Origin of the sequence: Kineosporia sp. R_H_3 (assembly GCF_002198675.1) — a bacterium.
GTDB lineage: Bacteria > Actinomycetota > Actinomycetes > Actinomycetales > Kineosporiaceae > R-H-3.
The window spans coordinates 1-23408 of record NZ_MWLL01000164.1; the positions used below are offsets into that span (position 1 = coordinate 1).

Annotated in this window: 21 protein-coding genes and 1 pseudogene; 7 read left to right on the top strand and 15 right to left on the bottom strand. The window is 75.3% G+C overall.

Annotation, left to right across the window (positions count from 1 at the left end; genetic code table 11):
- Window positions 1-298, bottom strand: a 298-nt coding sequence (locus tag ECOMGDLI_RS17645) for a hypothetical protein (protein WP_143447767.1), incomplete at its 3' end; no start/stop codon positions are given.
- 282 nt (window positions 299-580) lie between these two features.
- Between ECOMGDLI_RS17645 and ECOMGDLI_RS17650 the strand changes: the two genes are divergently transcribed.
- From ECOMGDLI_RS17650 to ECOMGDLI_RS17660, 3 genes are all read left to right on the top strand, one after another.
- Window positions 581-1330, top strand: coding sequence for an ABC transporter ATP-binding protein (locus tag ECOMGDLI_RS17650; protein ID WP_088318169.1), 750 nt, complete (start codon window positions 581-583; stop codon window positions 1328-1330).
- Complete coding sequence (locus ECOMGDLI_RS17655; RefSeq protein WP_088318170.1) at window positions 1315-2895, top strand: hypothetical protein; 1581 nt, start codon at window positions 1315-1317, stop codon at window positions 2893-2895. Before ECOMGDLI_RS17650 ends, ECOMGDLI_RS17655 begins: the two co-directional genes overlap by 16 nt.
- Before the next feature lie 65 nt (window positions 2896-2960).
- A complete protein-coding gene (locus ECOMGDLI_RS17660; RefSeq protein ID WP_088318171.1) occupies window positions 2961-3395 on the top strand; it encodes a hypothetical protein in 435 nt (144 codons plus the stop codon).
- Window positions 3396-3441: 46 nt separating this feature from the next.
- On the opposite strand, the gene ECOMGDLI_RS17665 is transcribed toward ECOMGDLI_RS17660, so the two are convergent.
- Window positions 3442-3831 (bottom strand): DUF5990 family protein, encoded by a 390-nt coding sequence (locus tag ECOMGDLI_RS17665; protein WP_088318172.1) that lies wholly within the window; start codon window positions 3829-3831, stop codon window positions 3442-3444.
- A gap of 327 nt (window positions 3832-4158) precedes the next feature.
- Here ECOMGDLI_RS17665 and ECOMGDLI_RS17670 point away from each other — a divergent pair, with 327 nt between their 5' ends.
- Window positions 4159-5898, top strand: coding sequence for an HNH endonuclease signature motif containing protein (locus tag ECOMGDLI_RS17670; protein ID WP_158221048.1), 1740 nt, complete (start codon window positions 4159-4161; stop codon window positions 5896-5898).
- Window positions 5899-6190: 292 nt separating this feature from the next.
- On the opposite strand, the gene ECOMGDLI_RS17680 is transcribed toward ECOMGDLI_RS17670, so the two are convergent.
- From ECOMGDLI_RS17680 to ECOMGDLI_RS17725, 11 genes and pseudogenes are all read right to left on the bottom strand, one after another.
- The gene (locus tag ECOMGDLI_RS17680; protein ID WP_158221049.1) at window positions 6191-6922 is read right to left on the bottom strand and encodes an alpha/beta fold hydrolase; all 732 of its coding nucleotides are present in this window, start codon (window positions 6920-6922) and stop codon (window positions 6191-6193) included.
- Between the two features lie 77 nt (window positions 6923-6999).
- On the bottom strand, window positions 7000-7680 hold the full coding sequence (locus ECOMGDLI_RS17685; RefSeq protein ID WP_198950217.1) for a GntR family transcriptional regulator: 681 nt from the start codon (window positions 7678-7680) through the stop codon (window positions 7000-7002).
- Window positions 7681-7699: 19 nt separating this feature from the next.
- Window positions 7700-8710: an ornithine cyclodeaminase family protein gene (locus tag ECOMGDLI_RS17690; RefSeq protein ID WP_088318176.1), complete on the bottom strand. Its 1011-nt coding sequence runs from the start codon at window positions 8708-8710 to the stop codon at window positions 7700-7702.
- A gap of 52 nt (window positions 8711-8762) precedes the next feature.
- Window positions 8763-10145, bottom strand: coding sequence for an aldehyde dehydrogenase (locus ECOMGDLI_RS17695; protein WP_088318177.1), 1383 nt, complete (start codon window positions 10143-10145; stop codon window positions 8763-8765).
- Window positions 10146-10204: 59 nt separating this feature from the next.
- Window positions 10205-11242 carry a proline racemase family protein gene (locus ECOMGDLI_RS17700; protein WP_088318178.1) on the bottom strand — a complete coding sequence of 346 codons (1038 nt, stop codon included), beginning with the start codon at window positions 11240-11242 and terminating at the stop codon, window positions 10205-10207.
- Entirely contained in the window at window positions 11239-12162 is a 924-nt protein-coding gene (locus tag ECOMGDLI_RS17705) for a dihydrodipicolinate synthase family protein (RefSeq protein WP_088318179.1), read from the bottom strand. The genes ECOMGDLI_RS17700 and ECOMGDLI_RS17705 overlap by 4 nt, the downstream gene beginning before the upstream one ends.
- Window positions 12155-12514 carry a (2Fe-2S)-binding protein gene (locus ECOMGDLI_RS35380; protein WP_198954957.1) on the bottom strand — a complete coding sequence of 120 codons (360 nt, stop codon included), beginning with the start codon at window positions 12512-12514 and terminating at the stop codon, window positions 12155-12157. Before ECOMGDLI_RS35380 ends, ECOMGDLI_RS17705 begins: the two co-directional genes overlap by 8 nt.
- Before the next feature lie 67 nt (window positions 12515-12581).
- Window positions 12582-13673 (bottom strand): annotated as a pseudogene (locus ECOMGDLI_RS36870) (NAD(P)/FAD-dependent oxidoreductase); the annotation flags it as partial.
- On the bottom strand, window positions 13654-13959 hold the full coding sequence (locus ECOMGDLI_RS17715; protein WP_088318180.1) for a (2Fe-2S)-binding protein: 306 nt from the start codon (window positions 13957-13959) through the stop codon (window positions 13654-13656). The pseudogene ECOMGDLI_RS36870 and the gene ECOMGDLI_RS17715, both read right to left, overlap by 20 nt.
- Window positions 13956-15149, bottom strand: a complete 1194-nt coding sequence (locus ECOMGDLI_RS17720) for an FAD-binding oxidoreductase (RefSeq protein WP_088318181.1) — start codon at window positions 15147-15149, stop codon at window positions 13956-13958. Before ECOMGDLI_RS17720 ends, ECOMGDLI_RS17715 begins: the two co-directional genes overlap by 4 nt.
- 57 nt (window positions 15150-15206) lie before the next feature.
- Entirely contained in the window at window positions 15207-16697 is a 1491-nt protein-coding gene (locus ECOMGDLI_RS17725) for a glycosyltransferase family 39 protein (protein ID WP_088318182.1), read from the bottom strand.
- Between the two features lie 105 nt (window positions 16698-16802).
- Between ECOMGDLI_RS17725 and ECOMGDLI_RS17730 the strand changes: the two genes are divergently transcribed.
- A complete protein-coding gene (locus tag ECOMGDLI_RS17730; protein ID WP_158220500.1) occupies window positions 16803-17183 on the top strand; it encodes a phage holin family protein in 381 nt (126 codons plus the stop codon).
- Between the two features lie 11 nt (window positions 17184-17194).
- On the top strand, window positions 17195-17713 hold the full coding sequence (locus ECOMGDLI_RS17735) for an exonuclease (protein WP_088318183.1): 519 nt from the start codon (window positions 17195-17197) through the stop codon (window positions 17711-17713).
- Window positions 17714-17743: 30 nt separating this feature from the next.
- Here the strand turns inward: ECOMGDLI_RS17735 and ECOMGDLI_RS17740 are convergent, their stop codons facing one another.
- Window positions 17744-20002, bottom strand: a complete 2259-nt coding sequence (locus ECOMGDLI_RS17740) for a bifunctional diguanylate cyclase/phosphodiesterase (RefSeq protein WP_088318184.1) — start codon at window positions 20000-20002, stop codon at window positions 17744-17746.
- 139 nt (window positions 20003-20141) lie between these two features.
- On the opposite strand from ECOMGDLI_RS17740, the gene ECOMGDLI_RS17745 reads away from it, so the two are divergent.
- A complete protein-coding gene (locus tag ECOMGDLI_RS17745) occupies window positions 20142-21038 on the top strand; it encodes a hypothetical protein (RefSeq protein WP_088318185.1) in 897 nt (298 codons plus the stop codon).
- 6 nt (window positions 21039-21044) lie between these two features.
- On the opposite strand, the gene bglX is transcribed toward ECOMGDLI_RS17745, so the two are convergent.
- The gene (gene bglX / locus ECOMGDLI_RS17750) at window positions 21045-23405 is read right to left on the bottom strand and encodes a beta-glucosidase BglX (protein WP_088318186.1); all 2361 of its coding nucleotides are present in this window, start codon (window positions 23403-23405) and stop codon (window positions 21045-21047) included.
- Window positions 23406-23408: the final 3 nt, after the last annotated feature.

The window sequence follows — 23408 nt, forward strand, 5'->3', positions numbered from 1 at the left end:
GCGTCGGGGTGGGTGCGGCGGCCGGGACGGCGTAGTCGACGCGGGCGACGGCACCCCGGTCGGGCATCGCGTCGACCGCGGCGAGCGCCGCGGCCCGGCTCGCGGGCGGACCGCTCAGCCGCAGGCCCGCCCAGTCGCTCGAGACGTCGACGCCGACGACCCCGGCCCGGTCGAGCGCGGCCCGGGCCTGACCGGCCAGCGAGTCGTCCACGGAGCCCTTGGCGATCGGGAGCACGGCCAGACCGAGCGCGAGCGCCAGCGGCATCGCCAGCAACCATCGACGACCGGTCCCCGGCATGCGCGTGCTCCTCCTGACCGATCCGCAGATCGTCTGCCGACCGTCGTGCGATCGTGCGTGTCCACCGTCCCCGAGCGGCGCGCAGGCGGGCGCGTCCCGAAGTGGCAGGTTAGTCGGATCGCCTCCTCACTGACGGTCGCATCGGGAGTTTGGTGAGCCCTGTAACGGCCGTACATGGTGACTGATCGTGTTTTCACGACGAACCCGGCACGCCGGGACCGACAGCGCGTGATCGTTTGCGTCCGGCACGCGACGGGACGCCGGGTCGACTAGCGTCGAACGGTGCACGCGCTGCAGCTGCGGGGTCTCGCCAAGCGGTTCGGGGACGTCCGCGCGGTGGACGGCCTCGACCTCGACGTGCCGCGCGGGTCGTTCTTCGGGCTCGTCGGCCCGAACGGCGCCGGCAAGACGACGACGCTGTCGATGGCCACCGGGCTGGTCCGGCCGGACGCCGGCACCGTGAGCGTGCTCGGCACCGACCTGTGGTCCGACCCGACGGCCGCCAAGCGGCTGCTCGGCGTGCTGCCGGACGGCGTCCGGCTCTTCGACCGGCTCACCGGCCGGGAGCTCGTGACCTACCACGGGCTGCTGCGGGGCCTCGACCGGGTCGTCGTCCGGGACCGCACCGAGCAGCTCCTCGCGGCCCTCGGGCTCGACACCTCCGCGGACGGGCTCGTCGTCGACTACTCGGCCGGGATGACGAAGAAGATCGCGCTCGCCTGCGCGCTCGTCCACGCCCCGCGGCTGCTCCTGCTCGACGAGCCGTTCGAGGCGGTGGACCCGGTGAGCGCCGGGACGATCCGGGCGATCCTGCACCAGGTGGTCGACGGCGGCGGCACCGTCGTCCTGTCGAGCCACGTCATGGAGCTCGTCGAGCGGCTGTGCGACCACGTCGCCGTCGTCCACGCCGGGCGGGTCGTGGCGGCCGGACCGCTCGACGAGGTCCGGGCCGGCGGCACGCTCGAGGAACGGTTCGTCGACCTCGTCGGCGCCCCCGACCGGATGCAGGACCTCACGTGGTTGCGCTCCTGACGGGTCTGAAGCTCCGCCTGCTCCGCAACCGGCTCCGTTCCGAGACGTGGGTGCTCGTCGGCCTCGTCGTGGCCGCGGTCATGGGTCTCGGCGCGGCCGGGCTGGCGTCGGTCGGTGCGGTGCTCCTCAGCGTGGCACCCGAGGGGGTCGCGGCGACGGTGGTCGTGTTCGCCGGCAGCGTCGTCGTCGTCGGCTGGGCCGTCGTCCCGGTGCTCGCGTTCGGCGTCGACGAGACGCTCGACCCGGCGCGGTTCGCGACGCTGCCGGTGCGGGCCCGCGACCTCGTGCCCGGGCTCACGGTCGCCGGCGCGCTCGGGGTGCCCGGGATCGCGACGGCGCTCGTCGCGCTGAGCCTCGTCGGGACGTGGAGCGGCTCGCTGCCGGCCGCGGCGCTCGCGGTGCTCTGCGCCCCGGTCGGGCTCGTGACGTGCGTGCTGGCGTCGCGGACGACGACGACGCTCGCCGCCCGCGCGTTCACCCGCCGCGGGCGGGAGGTCAGCGCGCTGCTCGGCGTCGTCCTGTTCATCGCCGTGACCCTGACCCCGAGCCTGCTCGCCGGGAGCGGCGTCGGCCGCAGCCTGGACCCGGAGCGCGTCCGGTCGGTCGCGCACGTGCTCGCCTGGACGCCGTTCGGGCTGGTCTGGGCGGCGCCCGCGGACGTCGCGGCCGGGCTCGTCGGTCGCGGCCTGCTGCGCTTCGGGCTGGCGCTCGTCGTCGTCGCGGCGCTGGGGCTGGTCTGGGAGCGGCTGCTCGCCGGCTCCCTGGAGCGGCCGCCGGCGACGTCCGCCCGCGGCCGGGCGCCGTCCCGGCGGCGGCGCGCCGTCCTCGACCGGCTGCCGGACGGCGTCGCCTGGGCGGTCGCCGCGCGCTCGCTGCGCTACTGGCGGCGCGACCCGCGGTACGTCGTCATCGTCGTGACGTCGGTGCTCGCCGCGGCCGTGCCGCTCACGGCGATCGGCCTCGGCGGCGCCCGGACGGCGCTCGTCGCGACCGGACCGTACGTCGCGTTCCTCCTCGCGCTGTCGACGTCCAACAGCGTCGGCTACGACGGCAGCGCGTTCGCCGCGCACCTGCTCTCCGGCGTCCCCGGGCGGGCCGACCGGATCGGCCGCGCGATCGGCCTGCTGCTCTGGGCGCTGCCGCTCGTCGTCGTCCTCTCGGCGGCCGGGGCGGTGCTCGCGGGCCGGCCCGGACTCGTGCCGGCGTGCATCGGTGCCGGCGCCGGGATGCTGCTCGGCGGGACCGGGGCGTCCGCGCTCATGGGTGCGTGGCTGCCGTACCCGGTCGTCGAGGCGGGCGGGAACCCGTTCCAGACCAACGCGGGCGGCGGCGTCCAGGCGATCCTCGCGCAGTTCAGCACGATGCTGGCTGCGGTCACCGTGGGCCTGCCCGGGCTGGGCGGCCTCGTCCTCACCTCGGCCTGGCTGCCGTGGCTCGCCTGGCCGACGCTGCTGCTCGGCGTCGGGGCCGGCGCGGTCGGGCTCTGGGCCGGGCTGGAGATCGGCGGGCGCGCGGTCGACGAGCGCGGGCCGGAGATCCTCGCGGCGGTGCGGCGGGGCACGTGAGCGTGGGCGGCGTCCTCGGTGCGGTCGCGTGACAACCGTTCCGCGCGCTCGTCCGTCCTCGGCACGTGATCGGGACCGTCCTGCTGATCGTCGCGCCCGCGGTGTGCGGCGCCGCCGCCGTGCGCCGGGGCCGTCTCGGGGCGGTCACCGCCGTCGCCGGCTGGTTCTGCGCCGCGATGCTGGTCGTCGTCGTGCTCGTCGGCCAGGCGCTGTTCGCGGGCGAGGGCGCGCTGCCGCCGGACGACGTCCGGGACCGCTTGCCCGCGGGGCTGCGGGTCGCTGCGCAGGAGCGGTCCTGCGGTTCCGGCGGGTGCTTCCGCGAGTACACCGTGCGGGACGTCGCGGGAGCGCCGGGCACAGCCGTCGCGGAGAGGCTGCGCGCGGCGGGCGTCGACGGCTGCCGCCGCCGTGTCTGGGTGCCGGACCTGCGCAGGCGCTGCACCGACGTGTCCGTGGGGAGCGACGGGGCGAAGGTCTCGGTGTCGCTCGTGGGGTTGTAAGGGTGGCGGGGCCGATCGCCGTCCCTGATGCTCGTGGGCGCCCGCGTCAGCCGTCGAGCGCTGACCACTCGATGCGCGGCGGGCGGACGGCGGCGCAGACGGGGCTGCCGTCGGGCATCACGAGCGAGAGCCGGGCGGCCAGGTGGCCGTGCTCGGCACGCTGGAGAAGCTCGTCCGGGAGCACGGCGAGCATGAGCTTGGCCCTGCGGAACCTGCCCACCCCTTCCTGGTGCCAGGACAGGTAGAGGAACCGGTCCCCCGGCCGACCGTGGACGAACGGGCCGCGCAGGTCGGAGCCGACGAGCCGGGCGTCCAGCTCCCACGTCACGAAGGAACCGTCCGCGGGGAACGGCTGGACCACCTCTGTACCCCGCTGGACGCCGACCGTGACGCCGGGCAGGCGTGGGCAGTCGACTCCGGTGACGACGATGCGCATGGGGTCATCATCGTCGAAACCGCGTCGCCGGCCACGTGCTGCGATGCACGATCTCCGAACCCGTCAGGTGCGTCGATCTGCCGAGGAGCAATGGGTGCCGTGGCTCGCAACGCTGTCGGCTCCAGATCGCTGACTCGTTCGGCGGGGTACGTGACGACGGTTGGTGAGTGATGGTGACTCACGCAAAGTTGTTCTGCCGGAACGGGTCTCACAAGGTCAAGACTGTCAGACCCCGTCCCTAGTGTTCTTGTTGTGAGCAGCGACGAGCAGACACAGGGCGAGATGACCGGCAGCGAGCCGGGCGCTTCGCCGGCGTCTGGTCATGTCGTGTCCGACGGGTCGATGCCGGTGCACGACCTGCAGGCCGGGGTGGAGGCAATGAAGGCGGCGACCGCGGTGGTGCTGGAGGCGTCGCGGTGCGCCTGGTCGCTGTCTGATGGTGAGGTGCGGGATGTGGTGGAGGGGTTCACCCGGGCGATGGCGTCTGCGGAGGCGGCTCGGTTGGCGGTGATCAAGGTCCTCGACGAGCGGCCTGAGGCGGTGCCCGGGGCGAGCGAAGGGAAGGTCGCGGCGGCGTTCCTCACCGGACGCCTGAACGTGGACCAGGGGCGGGCCAACGCCGACGCGCGGGCCGCACACGCCCTGGATGCCGACTCCGGGAGCCTGCCCCAGGTCGGCGCCGCCCTCGCCGCGGGGAAGATCACCCGGGAGCACGCCGACGCCTGCGTCCGCGCCGTAGCCCGGCTCCCCAAACGCCTCCGCGTCGTCCTCCTCGAAGACGAAGCAACGGGTGAGCTGCGGTCCGGGATGGAGATCGCCGACGCGTTCCTGGCCGAGCAATGCCGCCGGTTCCCGGTCCGGGCAATCCACCGACTCGTCGACGAACTCGTCCGGGTCCTCGACCCCGACCGGGAGGAGGACTTCGACGAAGACGCCCACCTACGACGAGGCCTCTCGCTGGTGAAGGACTCCACCGGCATGGGCTCCCTGCGGATGACCCTGACCCCCGCAGACACCGCGGTGCTGTCCGCGATGCTCTCCGCCGCGGGCAAGCCCCGACCGGCCCGCGAGGTCCTCACCGTCGACGACACCGGCATCGAGCAGATCACCCTGGTCAAGGACGACCGGACGGTCCAGATGCGCCGCTACGACGCGGTCATGGCGCTGCTCCGCGCCGGCCTCAACAGCGGTGCTGGTGCTGAGGCACCTTCGCCGCTCGTGAACCTGCTCGTGACCGCCACGATGCAGCAGGTCGCCGCCGCCGGCGCGGCCGCCGAACAGGCCCGCCGACGGGCCACCGCCGGAGCCGGAGGCAACCGGGACGACACGTCCGCCGCCGACGCCGCCGTCCGTTCCGATTCCGGCGACGGCGGCGCTGCAGACATCGATGCTCGCGCTGGCGTCGACGGAGTTGAGTCGGTCCCGGAGACGTTCTCCGGCAACGGATCCGTCGAACCGGCCGCAAGCCAGGTCGGTCGGGCGGCGGGGTTCGCCACGCTGCACCGGCACGGACCCATCGGATCCCACCTGCTCGCCTACCTCACCTGCGCAGCCACCCTCACCAAGGTGCTGCTGGACCCGAACGGGGCACCACTCGACGTCGGGCGGACACACCGGCTCGCCACCCCGGCACAGCGCAAAGCCCTCGCCGCCCGCGACGGCGGCTGTGTGATCCCGGCGTGCCCGGTCCCGCACGAGGGCACCGACGCCCACCACCTTCAGGCCTGGGAGCACGGAGGTCTGACGGACCTGCACAACCTGGTGAGCCTGTGCCCGGCCCATCACCAGCAGGTCCACGCCGGCCTGTGGGTGATCGAGGTGCTCGACGGGATCGTCTGGGTGCGACCGCCGTCCTGGATCGACCCCGAACGACGCCGGACGCGGAACCTGCACCACCAGACTCACGCCGCAGCCCAACGGATCGGCCAGCAGCTACGGCTCGCCCTGGACGAGGACGCCGACGCCCGCGGTGCCGGACCGAGCCGGACCGGCCTGAGCCCGATCGACCTGACGCCACCGATCTGGAACCAGGCACCACCCGACGACACCTGGAAACGCACCGCGTGACCCCCCCAAACCCGAGTCAGCCCATGTGCTCGCGGTGGGCGGCTCACGCCGGCGATGGCGGTCGCGGGGATGGGGACGACGATGTCCGGAACGCCATCGGGGTCGCGTTCCTGGAGCACCTGAACTTCCAGGACGGCAAGGTGCGACGGGAGTGGGCCTTCGCCCTGCTGCCCGCCGGCCTCAGGGCCGCGGCGGGCAGTCTCGGGATCGCCGCGGGTTCTCGTCGGCCGTGACCGGCTGCCGACCTGACTGAGTGTCGGCCCCGGGCCGCGTCGTCGAGCGTCCGCCGCCGTCAACCGCACGCGCGGGCGGCGGCGACCAGGACGTCGAGCGCCTCGGGATGGTTCTCGACCAGCCCGCTGCTGTGGTCGGTCGTGCCGGGGACCTCGGTCTGCCCGCCCGCCCCGGCGGCCGCGGGAGCCAGGCGGGCCAGCTCGCGGGCGGTGTCGCGGAACCTCGGTGTGCCGGCCTCGACGACGGTCCACAGCGGCACGTCGATCCGCTCGAGGGTGCCGACGGGCACGTCGGGGACGGACGCCGGGGAGACCAGGGCGATCGAGCACACGTCCTGGGCCCGGGCCGCAGCCGCGAGCGCGACCGGGGCACCGGCCGACGACCCGGCGTACATGACGCCGGCGCGGCCTCGCGGGGCGAACCACGCGGCGGCGCGCAGGACGTCGTCCGGCAGGTCGGCGGCGTCGGTCTGCGCCTGCGAGCTCGAGCCGACGCCGCGGCGGTCCGGGAGGAGGATCTCGGCGTCCGCGCGGTCCGCGAGCGTCACGGCGATGTCGAGCCAGTCGCAGAGGGTCTGGCTGCCGCCGTGCACGAGGACGACGGAACGCACCGCCGCGGGCCGGCCCAGGGCCGCCGCACCGAGGTCCGCGCCGTCCGAGCCCCGGAACGTGACGCGACGGGCGCCGGGCGGGACGGCACCGCACTCGTCGGCGAGCGAGCCGTCGGGCGCGACGGCACCGCCCCGCGCCGCACCGCCGCCGACCACCCCGCACCCGGCCAGCACCACCACCCCGGCGATGCTCGCGGCGAGTACCGATCTACGGCCCGGCAGACCCCGGAACCGGTACCTGCCGCGAGCACGAGCGGTCATCCGGACCATTCGCCGCGGACGTGGCCCACGTGGTGGCGCATCGCCGCGGCGGCGGCCTCGGCGTCGCCCGCGGCGACGAGGTCGAGGATCGTGTCGTGCTCGCGGGCGGTGTCGCTCAGGGTGCCGCGCTCGGCGAGGCGCGGGAGTCCGTAGAGCCGGGAGCGGTCGCGCAGGCGCATGACGGTCTCGGCGAGCACCGGGTTGCCGGTGAGCTCGAGCAGCCCGGCGTGGAACTCCCGGTCCGCGCGGACGTGCCCGACGACGTCCCCGGACCGGGCCGCCTCGACGATCCGGCGGGCCACCGGGCGCAGCCGCTCGACGGCCGCGCGGCGCTCGGCCTCGGGGCGGCGGGCGGCGCGGGCGGCGGCCTCCGGCTCGAGCAGCGCACGGACGTCACCCGTCGCGTCGAGCTCGGCGGACGACAGTGCGGTGACCCGGAACCCCTTGTTGCGCACCGGTTCCATGAGCCCGTCGCGAACGAGGTCGAGGAGCGCCTCGCGCACGGGCGTGGCCGAGACGCCGAACCGCTCGGCGAGCGCCGGGGCGGAGTAGACCTCGCCGGGAGCCATCTGCCCCGCGACGACGGCGGCCCGCAGGCTGTCGGCGACCTGGTCCCGCATCGTGCCGCGGACCGGCAGCACGGGCAGCATCGCGGCGACGCCGTCCGGCACGCTCACGGCGCGCCCCCGCACGGTCTCATCCCAGCCCTCCCAGCGGGATCCCGCGCGCCGCGGTGTCGCCGATGAGCCGGTCGAGCGCCTCGCTCGCGACGACGAGGTCCTCCCAGGCCTCGCCGACGCTCTTGAAGAAGCGGGGCCGGCCCGGGACCGGTCGCGTCCAGCCCTTGACGAGGCCCGGCAGGTCGCCGGCGATGACGTCGGGGCCGACCTCGCCGTCCCGGATCGGCATGATGACGTCGCCCGCCTCGCGCATCGCGGACTCCTTGCCCTCGACGACGACCGTCGCCCGGGCGACGAGGTCGGAGTCGACCTCGCGGGCGTCCGGCTCGTGGCTGCCGACGGCGACGACGGTCGCCTCGTCCCCGAGCCAGCGCGAGTCGAAGACCGGGTACCGGGACGTCGTCGCGCAGACGACGACGTCGGCCGCCCGGATCGGGGCCTCGAGGTCGTCCGGCAGGTCGGAGCCGGCGACGACGTCCGCGCCGATCCCGTTGTGCGCCGCCCACTGCGCCATCTCGACGGCCTTGCCACGGTCCCGGCCGACGACGGTGACGTGCGAGACCTGCCGGACGGCGGCGACCGCCTCGACGTGGCCGTAGCCCTGCGGCCCGGTGCCGATGACGACGAGCCGCACCGGCCCCTGCACTGCGAGCCGGCGGATCGCGACCGCCGACACCGCCGGCGTCCGCAGGCTCGTCAGGGCGACGCCGTCGATGAGCGCGCGCGGCGAGAGGGTCACGGCGTCCATGAGGACGTACACGCCCTGGATCCGCGGCAGGCCGAGGTTCCCGTTGTCCGGCGCGACGGTCACGAGCTTGACCCCGACGTACCGCTGGGTCGCGGCGGGCATGAGGAGCACCTGGCCGGCCCCGGTGAGCACCGTCGTCCGCGGCGGTGTCGCACCGGGCACCCCGCCATCCAGCAGCGCCGCCTCGAGGGCGACGACGGCGGACGTCATCGGCACCAGCCCGCGGAGCTGGTCGGCGTCGATGAGGGGCAGGTCGCGCAGTGCGGGGGCGGCGATCATCTCAGCGGGAACCCTTCGCCGGTCTCGTCATCGGGTGCGGGGACGAGCACGCTCACGGGTGCGGGCTCAGCGTGATCGTACGGACCGAGGAGTAGAAGTCGAGGGCCGCGAGACCCTGCTCCCGCTGCCCGTAGGACGAGTCCCGCTCACCGCCGAACGGCGCCCAGAAGTCGACCCCGGTCGTCGGGGCGTTGACCTTGACCATGCCGGTCTGGACACCGCGGACGACCTCGAGGATGTCCCCCATGTCCCGGCCGTGGACGCTCGTCACGAGCCCGAAGTCCACGCCCTCGGCGAGCGCCACGGCCTCGGCGACGTCCGCGGCGCGCTGGACGACGGCCATCGGGCCGAACGTCTCGGTCATCGCGACCGGGTGGTCGGCGGCGATGCCGTCGAGCAGGGTGGGCGCGACGAACCAGCCGTCGCGGTCGACGGAGGTGCCGCCGGCGAGCACCCGGCCGCCGGACGCCGTGACGGCCGCCGTCGCGTCGAGGACCTTGCGCCGCGCGGCCGGCCCGATGACCGGGCCGACGAGCACGCCCGCCTGCGACGGGTCGCCCGGCTGCAGGCCCTGGACGGCGGCGACGAGCGCCTCGACGACCGCGGCCGCCCGCTGCTCGCCGCCCACGACGACGACCCGGCGGGTGGCGGTGCACTTCTGGCCCGCGAAGCCCATGGCGGCACCCGCGATCTGGGCCGCGGCGAGGCCGGGGTCGGCGTCGTGCAGGACGATCGCGGCGTTCTGGCCGCCCATCTCGGCCTGCACGTGGACGCCGCGCTGCGCCGCCCGGGCGACGACCTGGCGGCCGACCCCGACGGACCCGGTGAAGCTGACGACGTCCGCCGCGTCGCAGATCGCCGACCCGGTCTCCGCGCCGCCGGGCAGCACCCGGAACAGGTCCGCCGGCAGCACGCCGGCGAGCAGGTCCGCGAGCCACAGCGCGGAGCCGGTCGCGTCCGGGGACGGCTTGAGCAGGACGGCGTTGCCCGCCGCGAGCGCGGGCGCGGCCTTCCACAGCGGGATCGCGAGCGGGAAGTTCCACGGGGTCACGAGCCCGGCGACCCCGTGCGGGCGGCGCTCGGTGTAGAGCAGCCCGGGCAGGCTCGCCGGGAGCGTCGCCCCGAGCGGGGCGTAGGCGGCCTGCGCGTAGTACTCGAGGATCGCGACGGCCCGGCCGACCTCGCCGACCGCCTCGACGCGCGGCTTGCCGACCTCGCGGACGACGAGCGCCGCGGCCTCCTCGGCCCGGGCGCGCAGTGCGGCCGCCGCGGCGCCGAGCGCCGCGGCCCGGGTCGGGGCGGGGGCACGCCACCAGTCGAGCTGGGCCGTGCGGGCCGCCTCCGCGGCCTTGACGACGTCCGCGGCGGACGTCTCCGGGACCTCCACGACGACGTCGTCGGGGGCCTGCGGCGACACCGAGGTCAGCACGCTCATCTCGTTACCTCACTAGCTCTTCGAAGGACCGGTTCTTCGGTTCGTCCCGGCGGTGCGGACTACAGCTCGAAACCCTCGGGGAAGGGGTCGCTCGGGTCGAGGTGGTACTGGGCGGTCCCGGTGACCCAGGCCCGCCCGGTGATGGTCGGGACGATCGCGTCGATCGTGCCACCCGCCCCGCCGCCCGCTCCGCCGCCCGCTCCGCCCACCGTGGTCGCCTCCACGGCCCGGCCGACGAACCGGGTGCCGATGAAGGACTCGTTGACGAAGTCGGTGTCCATGGCGAGCTCGCCGCGGGCGACGAGCTGGGCGACCCGGGCGCTCGTGCCGGTGCCGCACGGGCTGCGGTCGAACCAGCCCGGGTGGATCGCCATCGCGTGCCGGGACTGCTGCGCCGTCGACCCCGGGGCGACGAGCTGCACGTGGTGGCAGACGGCGATCTCCGGGTTGTCCGGGTGGACGGGGCGGTTCTGCTCGTTGATGGCGTCCATGACGGCGAGCCCCGCGTCGAGGATCCGCTGCTTCTCGCTGCGCTCGAAGGGGACGCCGAGGTCGGCGAGCGGCAGGATCGCGTAGAAGTTGCCGCCGAAGGCCATGTCGTACGTGACCTCGCCGAAGCCGGCGACCTTGACGGTCGCGTCCTTGTGCAGGAGGAACGACGGCACGTTCCGGATCGTCACGGCCTTCGCCGCGCCGTCCTCGACGTGCACCGTCGCGACGACGAGCCCGGCCGGGGTGTCGAGCCGGATCGTCGTCGTCGGCTCGGTGACCTCGACCATCCCGGTCTCGACGAGAACCGTTGCCACGCCGATGGTCCCGTGCCCGCACATCGGCAGGCAGCCGGAGACCTCGATGTAGAGGACGCCGAAGTCGGCGTCCGGCCGGGTCGGCGGCTGGAGGATCGCCCCGCTCATCGCGGCGTGCCCGCGCGGCTCGTTCATGAGCAGCTTGCGCAGGCCGTCGCTGTTCGCCATGAACCAGCGCCGGCGGTCGAACATCGTGTCCCCGGGGAGGACGCCGACGCCGCCGGTGACGACGCGGGTCGGCATCCCCTCGGTGTGGGACTCGACCGTGTGGAGGACCCGGCGGGACCTCATCGCAGGCCCTCGGCGAGGACCTTCTCGGTGGCGGTGCGGACGATCGCCTCGTGCTCGGGCGACAGCGGCACCCGCGGCGGCCGGCACCCGCCGCCCTTGCGGCCGGCGAGGTCCATGCTCAGCTTGATCGCCTGGACGAACTCGGTCTTGCTGTCCCAGCGCAGGAGCGGGTGCAGCGAGCGGTAGAGCGGGACGCCCGTGCCGTAGTCGCCGGCCCGGAACGCGTTCCACATCCGCATGCAGGCGTCCGGGAAGGCGTTGGGGTAGCCGGAGATCCAGCCGACGGCGCCGCCGACCTCGAGCTCGAAGGTCACGTCGTCCGAGCCGGCGAGCAGGTCGAGCCCCGGCGCGAGCTCGGCGAGCTGGTAGGCCCGGCGGGTGTCGCCGCTGAACTCCTTGACCGCGACGATGAGGCCCTCGCCGTGAAGGGTCGCGAGGATCTCCGGCGTGAGGTCGACCTTCGTGTCGATCGGGTTGTTGTACGCGACGACCGGGATGCCGGCCCGGGCGACCTCGCGGTAGTGCTCGAGGACGGCGCGCTCGTCGGCGCGGTAGGCGTTCGGCGGCAGGAGCATGACGGCGTCGGCGCCGGCGTCCTTCGCCTGCTCGGCCCACAGCCGCGACTCGCGGGCGCCGTAGGCGGCGATGCCCGGGATGACCGAGAAGCCCTCGGGCGCGGCCTCGACCGCGGTCCGGACGACGGCGGCGCGCTCGTCCGTCGTCAGGGTCTGGTACTCGCCGAGCGAGCCGTTCGGGACGACGCCCTGGCAGCCGTTCGCGGCGAGCCAGCGGACGTGCTCGGCGTACGCGTCGTGGTCGACGGCGAGGTCGTCGCCGTCCCGCGACGTGAAGGGCAGGGCGGTGGCGACGGTGACGCCGTGCCAGGGCTTCGTGCTCGTACCGGTGCTGGTGTCAGACATGGGGACCTCCGGTCGGGGTGGGTGGCTGGGCGAGCAGGCCGAGGGTGATCGGTGCGGCGACGGGGCGGTTCGCGGTGCCGGCGAGGTCGGCGGCGAGCCGGTCCGCCGTCCGACGAGGGTCGGCGCCGGTGCGGGCGGAGACGACGCGGGAGACGGCCTCGCCGCACATCCGGCCCTGGCACCAGCCCATCCCGCAGCGGGAGAGCAGCTTCGCCGTCCGGGCGTCGGTGGCGCCGAGGTCGTCGACGGCGCTCGTGAGGCCCGCGACGGTGACCTCCTCGCAGCGGCACACGAGGGTGTCGTCGGTGAGCCAGGTCTGCCAGCCGTCGCGCACCGGGTGCGCGACGTGCATCGCGGCGGCGAAGGCTCGTAGCCGTCGGAGCCGGGCCGGCGACTACGGCACGGGCGTCCCGCTCTANGGCACCGGCGATCCCGCCCTCGGCGACCGCGACGTCGGCGCCGCCGACCCCGCAGGTCTCGCCGGCGACGTAGACCCCGGGGACCGTGCTGCGCTGACGGGCGTCGACGACGGCGGCGGGCAGGTCGTCCGGCCCCGGTGCGACCGCGCAGCCGGCCTGGACGACGAGGTCGAGCCGCGGCAGGAACCCGTAGCCGACGGCGAGCGCGTCGCAGTCGACCCGGGTGCGGCTGCCGGGGACGACGGTCCAGTCCGGGGCGAGCCGGGCGGTCTCGACCCACTCGAGCCGGTCGCTGCCGTGCGCGGCGACGACCGCCGTCCGGGGCCGGACCGGCACCCGGTGCCGGACCAGCGTCGCGGCGTACCGGGCACCGTCGAGGACCTTGGCCGGGGCGCCCGCGACCGCGCCGAGCCCGCGCAGCCAGCCGCGCCCGTCGCCGGCCTCGCAGACGCCGAGGACGGTGGCACCGGCCTCGGCGAGACCCGCGGCGACGGGCAGCAGGAACGGGCCGGTGCCGGCGACGAGCACCCGGCGGCCGACGACGACGTCGTGCTCCTTGAGGAGGGCCTGCGCGGCCCCCGCGGTGAGGACGCCGGGCAGGTCCCACCCGGGGAACGGGAGCGCCCGGTCGTGGGCACCGGTCGCGACGACGAGCGCGCGGGCGCGGACGGTGACGGCCTCGTCGGCCGCGCCCGGCACGGCACGGACGGCGTGCACGGTCGCCGGCGTCGCGCCGGGGCCGGCCCCGGACGGCGCCTCGACGCGCCAGACCCGGTGGGCCGGGAGCACGGTCACGGCACCGTCGGCGACGGCCGCCGCGAGACCGGCCGCGAGCCGGTGCCAGGTGCCGACGTCGTGGTGGTGGCGACCGACGCCCGAGGGGCCGTGCCGCCAGTACTGGCCGCCCGGGCGCTGCTCGGAGTCGACGACGACGACCCGGGCGCCGCCCGCTGCGGCCCCGATCGCGGCGGCGACGCCGGCCGGGCCGGCACCGACGACGACGACGTCCACGACGTCCACGTCGTCCGTCGCGTCCGTCGCGTCCGTGTTGTCCGTGCCGGCCACGGCGGGCTCAGAGGGCGAGGTCGGCACGGCCGCTGCCCTCCTGGGTCCGGACGTCGAGCCCCGGGCGGGCCGGGACGACGCACGCGCGCTCGTCGGCGCGACCGTCGACGACGACGAGGCAGTCGAAGCAGACCCCGATGCCGCAGAAGATGCCGCGCGGCTTCCCGGCGTGCCGGGTCGAGCGCCAGGACCGGACGCCGTCCGCCCAGAGCGCCGCCCCGACGGACTGGCCGTCGGCGAACGCCACGGGCCGGCCGTCGAACGAGAAGTACTGCGCCGCAACGGATCCTGCGCCGGTCGGATCGTCGGTCACGCCGCCGCCTCCTCGAAGCGCTCGGGCCGGAAGGGGGTGAGGTCGAGGTCCGGCACGGCCCCGGTGAGCACCTGCGCGAGGACGAGGCCGGTGCCCGCGGCGAGGCCGATGCCCGCACCCTCGTGGCCGCACGCGTGGAGCAGGCCGGGCGCGCGCGGGTCGGCGCCGACGACGGGCAGGTGGTCGGGGCAGTACGGCCGGAAGCCCCGGTAGGTGCGCAGGAGCGGCACGTCGGCGAGCACCGGGAAGAGCCGGACCGCCTGCGCCGCGAGGCGCCGGACGACGTGCACGGGCATCGCGGGGTCGAAGCCGACCCGCTCCCGGCTGGCCCCGACGAGGATCGTGCCGGCCGGCGTCCCCTCGACGACGGCGCTGCTCTCGAGGTCGGCGTTGTCGCTCGCGACGTCCGCGACGTACTCGGCGGCGTAGACCTTGTGCCGCACGAGGACCGGCACCGGAGCGGTGACGAGGATGACCCCGCGCCGCGGCAGCACCGGCACCCGGACGCCCGCGAGGTCGGCGACCACGCCGCCCCAGGTGCCCGCGGCGTTGACGACGGCCCCGGCGGGCAGGTCGCCGTCCGGGGTGCGGACGCCGACGACCCGGGCGCCGTCCCGGAGCATGCCCGTCACCTCGACCCCGGTGCGGAGCGTCGCACCGAGGGCCCGGGCGCCGGCGAGCATCCGGGCCGCGGCGAGCATCGGCTGCACCTGGCTGTCCTGCGGGTAGAACATGCCGCCGGCGAGCCCCGGCGCGAGGTGCCGCTCGTGGTCGTGCAGCCGGTCGGCGGGGACCTCGACCGCCTCGACGCCCGCACCGCGCTGCCGGGCCGCGAGCGCGGAGAGCGCGGGCAGCGCGCGGGCCGACTCGGCGACCACGAGACCGCCCTTGGGCTCGAGCTCGAAGCCGCCCGCGGGCAGCCCGGAGCCGTCCGAGAGGTGCGCGGCGACGTCCCGCCAGGCGCGCAGGCTGAGCAGTGCGAGGTCCAGCTCGGGGCCGGGCGGCTTGTCGGAGACGAGGAGGTTGCCCTCGCCGCCGCTCGTCGTCCCGCCGGCGACCGGGCCTCGGTCGACGACGGTGACCCGCAGCCCGGCCCGGGCCGCGGCGAGGGCGCACGCGGCACCGACGACCCCGGCGCCGACGACGAGGACGTCGGGACGGCCGGACGCGGGGGCAGGGCGCGGGGTCACCTCAGTAATATGTCACACACCACTGGGCCTGGAAAGCCGGCCACCGGGTCGGCGGGGTCACCGGGTCCACAGGGTCAGGGAGCCGTGGGCCGGCACCGGCCACACCTCGACGCGGCGGTACCCGGCGGCCCGGACGGCGGCGGCCTGGTCGGGCGCCAGGCCGGCGAGCGGGTCGCCGCACCCGCGCCAGCAGCCGATCCACAGCCGCGGCGGGGTCCCGAGGCAGTCCACCGCCGGGGTGCACGGCAGGTCGTCCAGGGTCGCGGCCGCCGCGGCCGGCTCGCCCGCGAAGACGTCGTCGAGGCGGGTCCGGGGCGACAGGTACGCGCGCAGCCCGAGCCGGTAGCGCAGCGGCGCCCACGCGGTCATCGCGACGGCGTCCCCGGGCCGGGCCCGCTCGTCGAGGACCGCCGCGACCCGGCGGTAGTCGGGCTGGTCGTACCAGACGTCACCGCGCAACCGGGTCTGTGCCGGCAGACCGAGGACGAGGACCACCGCGACGAGCGCGACGGCCGACCGGCGGTCCGCCGTCGCGGCGGCGGCGACGAGCAGCCAGCCGGGCACCGTGAAGAGCAGGTACCGCGGCGACGTCAGCGGGACGACCGTGAAGGAGAGCGCGACGAGCGCGACCGCGGGCACGACGGCCCACGGGACGGCGACCCGGCGCACCGGTCCGGCGCGCAGCGCGACCGTGGCCGCGGCCCCCAGGACGGCCGCCATCACCGATGCGGAGACGAACAGCCCCGGTGGCAGGTCGAGGAGCCGTGCGGGCGTCGGCGGGCGGATCCAGGCGATCTGCGCCTGCTGGAGCGAGCCGAGGGCCGCGACCGGCGCGACGACGAGACCGGCGGACGCGAGCGCGGCGACGAACCCGGCCGCGGCCCGGGTCCGCACCGCGCCGGTCCCGAGGATGCACGCGTGCGCCAGGACGAGCAGGGTCGCCGTCACCTGGAGCGCGCCGAGCAGGGCGACGAGGACCGCGTACCGCACCCAGCGCCACCGGCCCGGCCGCTCGAGCGCGTCGACGAGCGCGAGGGTCGCGCCGACCGCGACGGCGAGCACGAGGGCGTAGGGCCGCGCGTCGTCCGCGTACTGGCTCACGGAGGGGACGACGGCGAGCAGCAGCCCCGCGACGACCCCCGTACGGCGTCCCGCGAGCCGGGCGCCGAGGACCGCCAGCAGCGCGGCGGCCACCGCCGTCGCGAGCACCGAGGGCAGCCGCAGGCTCACGGCCGACGTCCCGAAGACGCCCGTCCAGACGTGCATGAGCGCGTAGTACGTCGCGTGGACGCCGTCGACGTTCCGCACGAGCCGCGCGAGGTCGGACCACGACCGGGTCGCCGCCGACAGGGTCGCGAGCTCGTCCTCCCAGAGCGCGGTCCGGTCGAGCCAGGGCGCCGTGACGGCGAGCGCGGCCGCCGCGGGCACGGCCCAGACCCAGGCCGGCTGCCGGCCGGCGTCCCGCCCGGGCACCGTCGTCCAGACGCCGCGCTCCCCGCCGTCCCCGCCGGTCGTGGGCGTCACCGGGTCTCCGACCGCGGTGCTCACGCACGTGACGGTAGGCCTGTTCCGGTGCGCCAGGCGGCGACGGACGTCCCGCGGCAGGCGGTCGATCACTGGGCTCCGGCAGCCCCCCGTGGCAGGATGCGGCGCGTGACCGGGATTCTCGCGAAGATCGTCGTCAACGCCATCGCCATCTGGGTGGCCGCCCTCGTCGTGCCGAACGTCAGCCTCGAGGGCGACGGGCTCGGCAAGACGCTCGGGTCCTACCTCATCGTGGGCGCGATCTTCGGGCTGGTGAACACGTTCATCAAGCCGGTCGTGCGGTTCTTCGCCTTCCCGTTCATCCTGCTCACGCTCGGGCTGCTGTCGCTCGTCATCAACGCGCTCATGCTCGAGATCGTCGACTGGGCGTCGAACAAGATCGGGATCAACTTCGACTCCGGCCCGTTCTTCTGGTCGACGCTCGCGGCGGCGCTCATCATCACGTTCGTCAGCATGATCCTCAGCGTGCTCGTCCCCGACGAGGACTGAGCCGCGCGCCCGTGTCGCTCATCGTCGTCGACGTCGAGTCCGACGGGCCGTCGCCCGGGCACTACTCGATGGTCTCGTTCGGGGCGGTCGTCGTGGACCGCGCGCTGGAGACGACGTTCAAGGGCCTGGTCCGGCCGGTCAGCGAGCGGTGGCTGCCCGACGCGCTCGCGGTCTCCGGCGTGACCCGCGAGGAGCACCTCGGCTACCCGGAGCCCGCCGGCGTGATGGCCGAGTTCGCGGAGTGGGTCGTCGCGTCGTCCAAGGGGCGACCGGTGTTCTGCTCGGACAACGTCGCCTTCGACTGGATGTTCGTCAACTGGTACTTCTACGAGACGATCGGCCACAACCCGTTCGGGTGGAGCGGCCGGCGGATCGGCGACCTCTACTGCGGCATGGTCAAGGACGGGTACGCCGGCTGGAAGCACCTGCGCCGGACCCCGCACACGCACGACCCCGTGGACGACGCCAAGGGCAACGCGGAGGCGATCCTCGCGATGGTCGACATGGGGCTGCGGCTGCCGGTCGGCTGACGCGGCGGCCGATCACCGCGGCGGAGACCGTCAGAACGACGCGCTGCCGCCGGACCACAGCTCGGTCTCGACCCAGGCGTCCTCGACCGCCGGGCTCGGCGACGGCACCGCGGCACCGCCCGCGGGTGCACCGGCCTGCGCCGCGCCCACCCGGTGCGGCCGCTCGTCGGACGGCAGCGGGAACCGGGTCTGCGCGAAGTGGAACAGCTCGTCCGGCGGGAGCGCCTTGGAGAAGTACCAGCCCTGGGCCAGCGAGCAGCCGCTGGCCACGACCTCGGCGAGGGTGTCGGCGTCCTCGATGCCCTCGGCGACGACCCGCATCCCGAGGTTGTGCCCGAGCTCGACGGCCGCACGGACGATGACGGCGTCCTGCTGGTTCTGGACCATCTTCTGGACGAACTGCTGGTCGACCTTCATCTCGTCGACGGGCAGCTGGCGCAGGTGGGTCATCGACGAGTAGCCGGTGCCGAAGTCGTCGAGCGACAGCCCCACCCCCATGTCCCGCAGGCGCTGGAGCATCGGCAGCGTCTCGCCGGTCGCGTTGAGCGCCACCGACTCGGTGATCTCGAGGCGGAGCAGCTCGGGCGGCACACCGTGGGTCTCGAGCATCCGGGCGACGACGTCGGGGACGTCCGCGAGCTGGAGCCAGCGCGGCGACAGGTTCACCGCGACCGGCAGCGGGCGGCCGCGCCGCACCCAGGCGGCGGCCTGGGCGATCGCCGTCTCGAGGACGACGCGCGACAGCGGCACGACGAGGCCGGTCTGCTCGGCGAGGTCGAGGAACGCGCCCGGGTAGAGCAGGCCGCGCTGCGGGTGCTGCCAGCGCACGAGCGCCTCGACGCCGGCGAGCCGGCCCTCGAGGACGTCGACGACCGGCTGGTAGTGCAGCACGAGCTGGCCCTCGGCGATCGCCTTGCGCAGCTCGGCGGACAGCTCCAGCCGGGAGCGGCTCTGGCCGCCGTCCCGCTCGGGGTCGAAGGTGGCGATCCCTTGGCCGGACTCCTTGGCCCGGTACATCGCGACGTCCGCCTCGCGCAGGAGGCCCTCGACGGTCGGGGGCACGGGCACCTCGTCGTCGCCGAGGTCCTCCCGGTGGCTCACGGCGATCCCGATCGAGGCGTCGACGTGCAGGTCCATGTCGTCGACGACGAACGGGTCGTCGAGCTGGGCGGAGAGCCGCTCGGCGACCCGGCGGGCGGCACCCCGCCCCGCGCCGGGCAGCAGGACGGCGAACTCGTCGCCGCCGAGCCGGGCGAGGACGTCGCTCGGGCGCAGGATCGCCCGCAGCCGCGGGCCGACCTGGGCGAGCAGCTGGTCGCCGACCGCGTGGCCGAGGCTGTCGTTGACCTCCTTGAAGCGGTCGAGGTCGATCATGAGCACCGCGACCGGCTTGGAGGGCGTCGCCTCATTGACGGCCACGGCCGCGAGGTTGAGCAGCGCCTTGCGGTTCGGCAGCCCGGTGAGCAGGTCGTGGGTCGCCTGGTGGAGGAGCTCGCTCTCCATCCGGAGCCGCTCGGTGACGTCGCGGCCCATGAGGACGACGGCGCCGAGGTCGAGCCCGCGGCGGTGCGAGACCGCCCACTCGATGACCCGCCACTCGTCGTCCGCCGCCCGGACCCGGACCCGCGGCCGCTCCTCGCCCGGCGGCTGGCCCGGCCAGTCGCCGTCCGTGAGCCGCAGGAAGGTCACGAGGTCGGCGGCGTGGACGAACGACGCGAGCGGGCGGCCGACGACCTGGCCGGTCGACCAGCCGAGGCTCGTCGTCACCGACTCGGACGCGAACGTGACGCGGGTGGCGTCGTTGAGGACGACGACGAGGTCACCGGAGGCGTCGACGATGGCCCGGAAGGCGTGCTCGCTCTCGAGGGCGTCGATGAGCGCGTTGACCGCCGACGCGACCCGGCCGACCTCGTCGTCCGACTGGACGTCGAGGGCGAGCGAGCGCAGCCGGCCGGGCTCCCAGCCCGTGGCAGGGGCACCGGCGACGGTCTCCCGGACGACCTCGGCGACGGCCGACAGGCCGGTCGTCAGGTCCGACAGGTGACGGCGCACGATCCGCTGCTGGACGACCCCGTGCCCGAACGTCACGAGCATGCTCGACACGGCGCACCCCACGAACAGGCTCGGGTGCAGCAGCGCGGCGGGCACTCCCATGAGCGGCAGCGCGAGCGGGAAGAGGCCGCCGATGACCAGGCTCGCCCCGTAGCTGGCGACCTGCGACTCGGTGACGAACCTGCGGCGCCGGGGCGTGCCGGGGTCGCGACCGGTGCCTGGGTCTGCGACGCTCACCTGGAGGTCATCGGAGCCGCCCGAGCGTGGCTTGAGGTCGGCCCCCCGTGCGGCGGGCCGGGCCGGTACGAGTGACCGATACCAGGCCCGATCGGCGGTTCGCGCCCCGGACGGCCCCCGACCCGGCGAGGATCAGGACGTGGACCACCGGCACGAGCCGCTCGAACCGGCCGACCTGCCCGGCCCCGTCCTGCCCGCCGGGGGCGTCCCGCTCGACCCGGCCGGGCCCCGGGAGCCGGTGCTGCCGGCCGCGCCGGCCAGGGTCGACTTCGGGGACGGCGTCCGGCTGACCCGGCGCTCGATGGTCCTCGTGGCGCTCGTCGCCCTGGTGCCGGTGATGGCGGCCATCGGGGTCGCCGTCCTGCTCTCCCTCGGCACCGGGCAACCCACGGCCGGGGACCGCGGCCAGACCGTCTCCGACACCGGCGACGGCGGGGACGTGGAGCAGGGCGGCGGGTCGGCCGAGGACGACGGCGACGGGGACGGCGGCACCGGGAGCGGCCCCGGCCCGGGCGGCGGCACCGGCGTGACCCGGACGGCGCTCGACGACGCCGGGGACGCCCTGCGCTCCGCGGGCGTGCGCCGGCTGGGCTCGGTCGAGGCCGCGTGGACCTGGCGCGACGGCGACACGGTGACGCTCGTCGCCGTGACGCGGCGCGTGACGCGCCGCAACTCCAACCTCTCCGCCCGGGCGGTCACGCTGCGGGTGACGACCGTCGTCGACCCTCAGGGGAAGGCGAAGGTGCTCGCGTCGAGCGAGGACGGCGGCCCGACCTGCCCCCGCGGCGTCGAGATGAAGGCGGATGTGACGCCGTCCGCCGTCAAGGTCCGCGACCTCGACGGCGACGGCACCCGCGAGGCCCTCGTCACGTGGGCGCACGCCTGCGGCAGCGAGGTCCAGCGCCGCGCGACCGTGCTCGCCGGGCCGAGCGCGTACGTCCTCGGCGGGCGCGGTGCCCTCGTCGCCGAGCCCGACCCGCCGATCGCCGACTGGCCGGACGGGTACCTCGACGCGGCGTCCGAGGCGCTCGGCTGAAACGCGTCACCGGACCGTGAACGACGTCCTCAGGGTCGCGGTCGAGGCATCGCCCGCGTAGACGTCGATACGGCCCGGTTCGACGACGAGCCGGCCGGAGTTGTCGTAGAACCCGAAGTCGCTGCGGTCCAGCCGGAACGAGACCCGCTTCGTCGCACCGGGTTCGAGCGTGACCCGTTCGAAGCCGCGCAACCGCCGGACCGGCTGGGTCAGGCTCGCGACCGGGTCGTTCAGGTAGAGCTGGACGACCTCGTCACCGGCCCGGGTGCCGGTGTTCGTCACCTGCACGGACGCCGTGACCGAACCGCGGCGGGAGACGGTGGCTCGGTCCAGGGTCAGACCGTGGACGGAGAACGTCGTGTACGACAGCCCGTACCCGAACGGGTAGAGCGGGTCGCACGAGGCGATGTCCCGGTACCGCGACGTGTACTTCTGCGTGGCGTCGCAGGGCCGGCCCGTCGGCTCGTGGTTGTAGTACGACGGCACCTGCCCGACGCTGCGGGGGAACGTCACGGGAAGCTTGCCACCGGGGTTCACCGCACCGAAGACGACGTCGGCGACGGCGTTGCCCGCCTCCACCCCGGGGAACCAGGCCTCGACGACGGCCTTCGCCGAGGAGACGACGCCGGTGAGGTCGAGCGGGCGGCCGTTGAGCAGGACGACGGCCACGGGGGTGCCCGTCGCGACGACCTCGCGGACCAGCTGCTCCTGCAGGCCCGGCAGCCGGATGTCGCTGCGCGAGGCGGCCTCACCGCTCATCCCGCGCGACTCCCCGACCACGAGGACGACCTGGTCGGCGTCCCGGGCGGCGGCGACGGCTGCGGCGAACCCGGCGTCCGAGCCGCAGGCGTCGGCAGGAGTGTTCGCGGGCGGTTCGGTGTCGGTGATCGTGCAGGCCGGGGTGAAGGTCGCGGACGGGCTCACGGCTCTGACGCCGGTGAGGACCGAGACGGCGTCCTCGTCGAGGCCGCGGCCCCACCACGGCCCGAGGACGTTGTGCTGGTCGTCGCCGAGCGGGCCGATGACGGCGGTCCGCTTCGCCGGGTCGAGCGGCAGCACGGCGTCGTCGTTCTTCAGCAGCACCATCGACCGGCCCGCGGCCCAGCGCGCCTGCTGCCGGTCGGACGGGGTGAGGAAGGACGCCTCGTCGGTGGCCTTCGCGACGTCGACGTAGGGGTTGTCGAACAGGCCGGCGCGGAACTTCACGCGCAGGATCCGGCGGACCGCGTCGTCGAGGCGGGCGCGGGAGATCCGGCCGTCCGCGAGGAGCTGCGCGCCGTAGTCGCGCAGGTTCGTGCTGACCATCTCGGAGTCGGTGCCGGCGTTGAGCGCGAGCGCCCCGGCCTCCGGGCCGTCGGCGGCGACGCCGTGCCCGCACGGGCCGCTGTCCGGCGTCCGCGGCGGGCAGGCCCGCAGCTCGGCGACCGCGGTGTAGTCGCTCTCGACGAAACCGTCGAAGCCCCACTCCCGCTTGAGGATCTGCGTCTCGACCTCGTGGTTCGCGCAGCCCGGGACGCCGTTGATCGCGTTGAAGGAGCACATGACGGTGTCGGCACCGGCGTCGATCGCCGCCTTGAAGGGCGGGAGGTAGAGGTTGCGCAGGCGGGCCGGCGACACGTCGGTGGTGTTGTAGTCGCGGCCGCCTTCCGGCTGGCCGTACGCCGCGAGGTGCTTCGGGCTCGCGACGGCCTTGTCCGCCGCCGAGTAGTCGTCGCCCTGGGTGCCCTTGACCCGGGCGGCGGCGAAGACCGAGCCGAGGTACGGGTCCTCGCCCGAGCCCTCGGCGATGCGACCCCAGCGCGGCTCGTGGCTCACGTCGACCATGGGGCCGTAGACCTGCTTGAGGCCGACGGTCGCCGACTCCCGGGCGCCGACGGAGGCGTCCGTGCGGGCGACCTCCGGGTCGAAGGAGCTCGCGGAGCCGAGCGGGATCGGGAAGATCGTCCGGTAGCCGTGGATGGTGTCGTACGCGAAGAGGATCGGGATGCCGAGGCGGGACCGCTCGACGGCGATCCGCTGGAGCTCGTTGATCCGCACCGGGTCGACGAGGCTGAAGACGCCGCCCACCCCGGCCTGCGCGTCGGCGTCGGTGACCTGGCCGTCGGAGAGCAGCTGCACCTGCTGGAGCTTCTCGGCGGTCGTCATCCGGCGGACGAGCGCGTCGACGCGGCGCTCGACACCTGCCGAGGCCGTCGTCCGGGTCGGCGCGAGCGCCCGCTCGTCGGAGGAGCCGGACGCCGCGACGGCGGCCGCCCCGCCCGAGGCGAGCACCGCGACGGCCGTCGCGAGGGCGACCCGCCTGCGGCCGCGCCGGAGCCGTCCCGAGGGAGCGGGGGTCGTCGTGGAGTCGGGTCCGGAGCGTCCCATGGC

Bases quoted from the DNA above. Each gene is read 5' to 3' on its own strand.
- ECOMGDLI_RS17665 (WP_088318172.1), bottom strand. From the start codon at position 3,831: ATGCGCATCGTCGTCACCGGAGTCGACTGCCCACGCCTGCCCGGCGTC.
- ECOMGDLI_RS17690 (WP_088318176.1), bottom strand. From the start codon at position 8,710: ATGATCGCCGCCCCCGCACTGCGCGACCTGCCCCTCATCGACGCCGAC.
- ECOMGDLI_RS17695 (WP_088318177.1), bottom strand. From the start codon at position 10,145: ATGAGCGTGCTGACCTCGGTGTCGCCGCAGGCCCCCGACGACGTCGTC.
- ECOMGDLI_RS17700 (WP_088318178.1), bottom strand. From the start codon at position 11,242: ATGAGGTCCCGCCGGGTCCTCCACACGGTCGAGTCCCACACCGAGGGG.
- ECOMGDLI_RS17705 (WP_088318179.1), bottom strand. From the start codon at position 12,162: ATGTCTGACACCAGCACCGGTACGAGCACGAAGCCCTGGCACGGCGTC.
- ECOMGDLI_RS35380 (WP_198954957.1), bottom strand. From the start codon at position 12,514: ATGCACGTCGCGCACCCGGTGCGCGACGGCTGGCAGACCTGGCTCACC.
- bglX (WP_088318186.1), bottom strand. From the start codon at position 23,405: ATGGGACGCTCCGGACCCGACTCCACGACGACCCCCGCTCCCTCGGGA.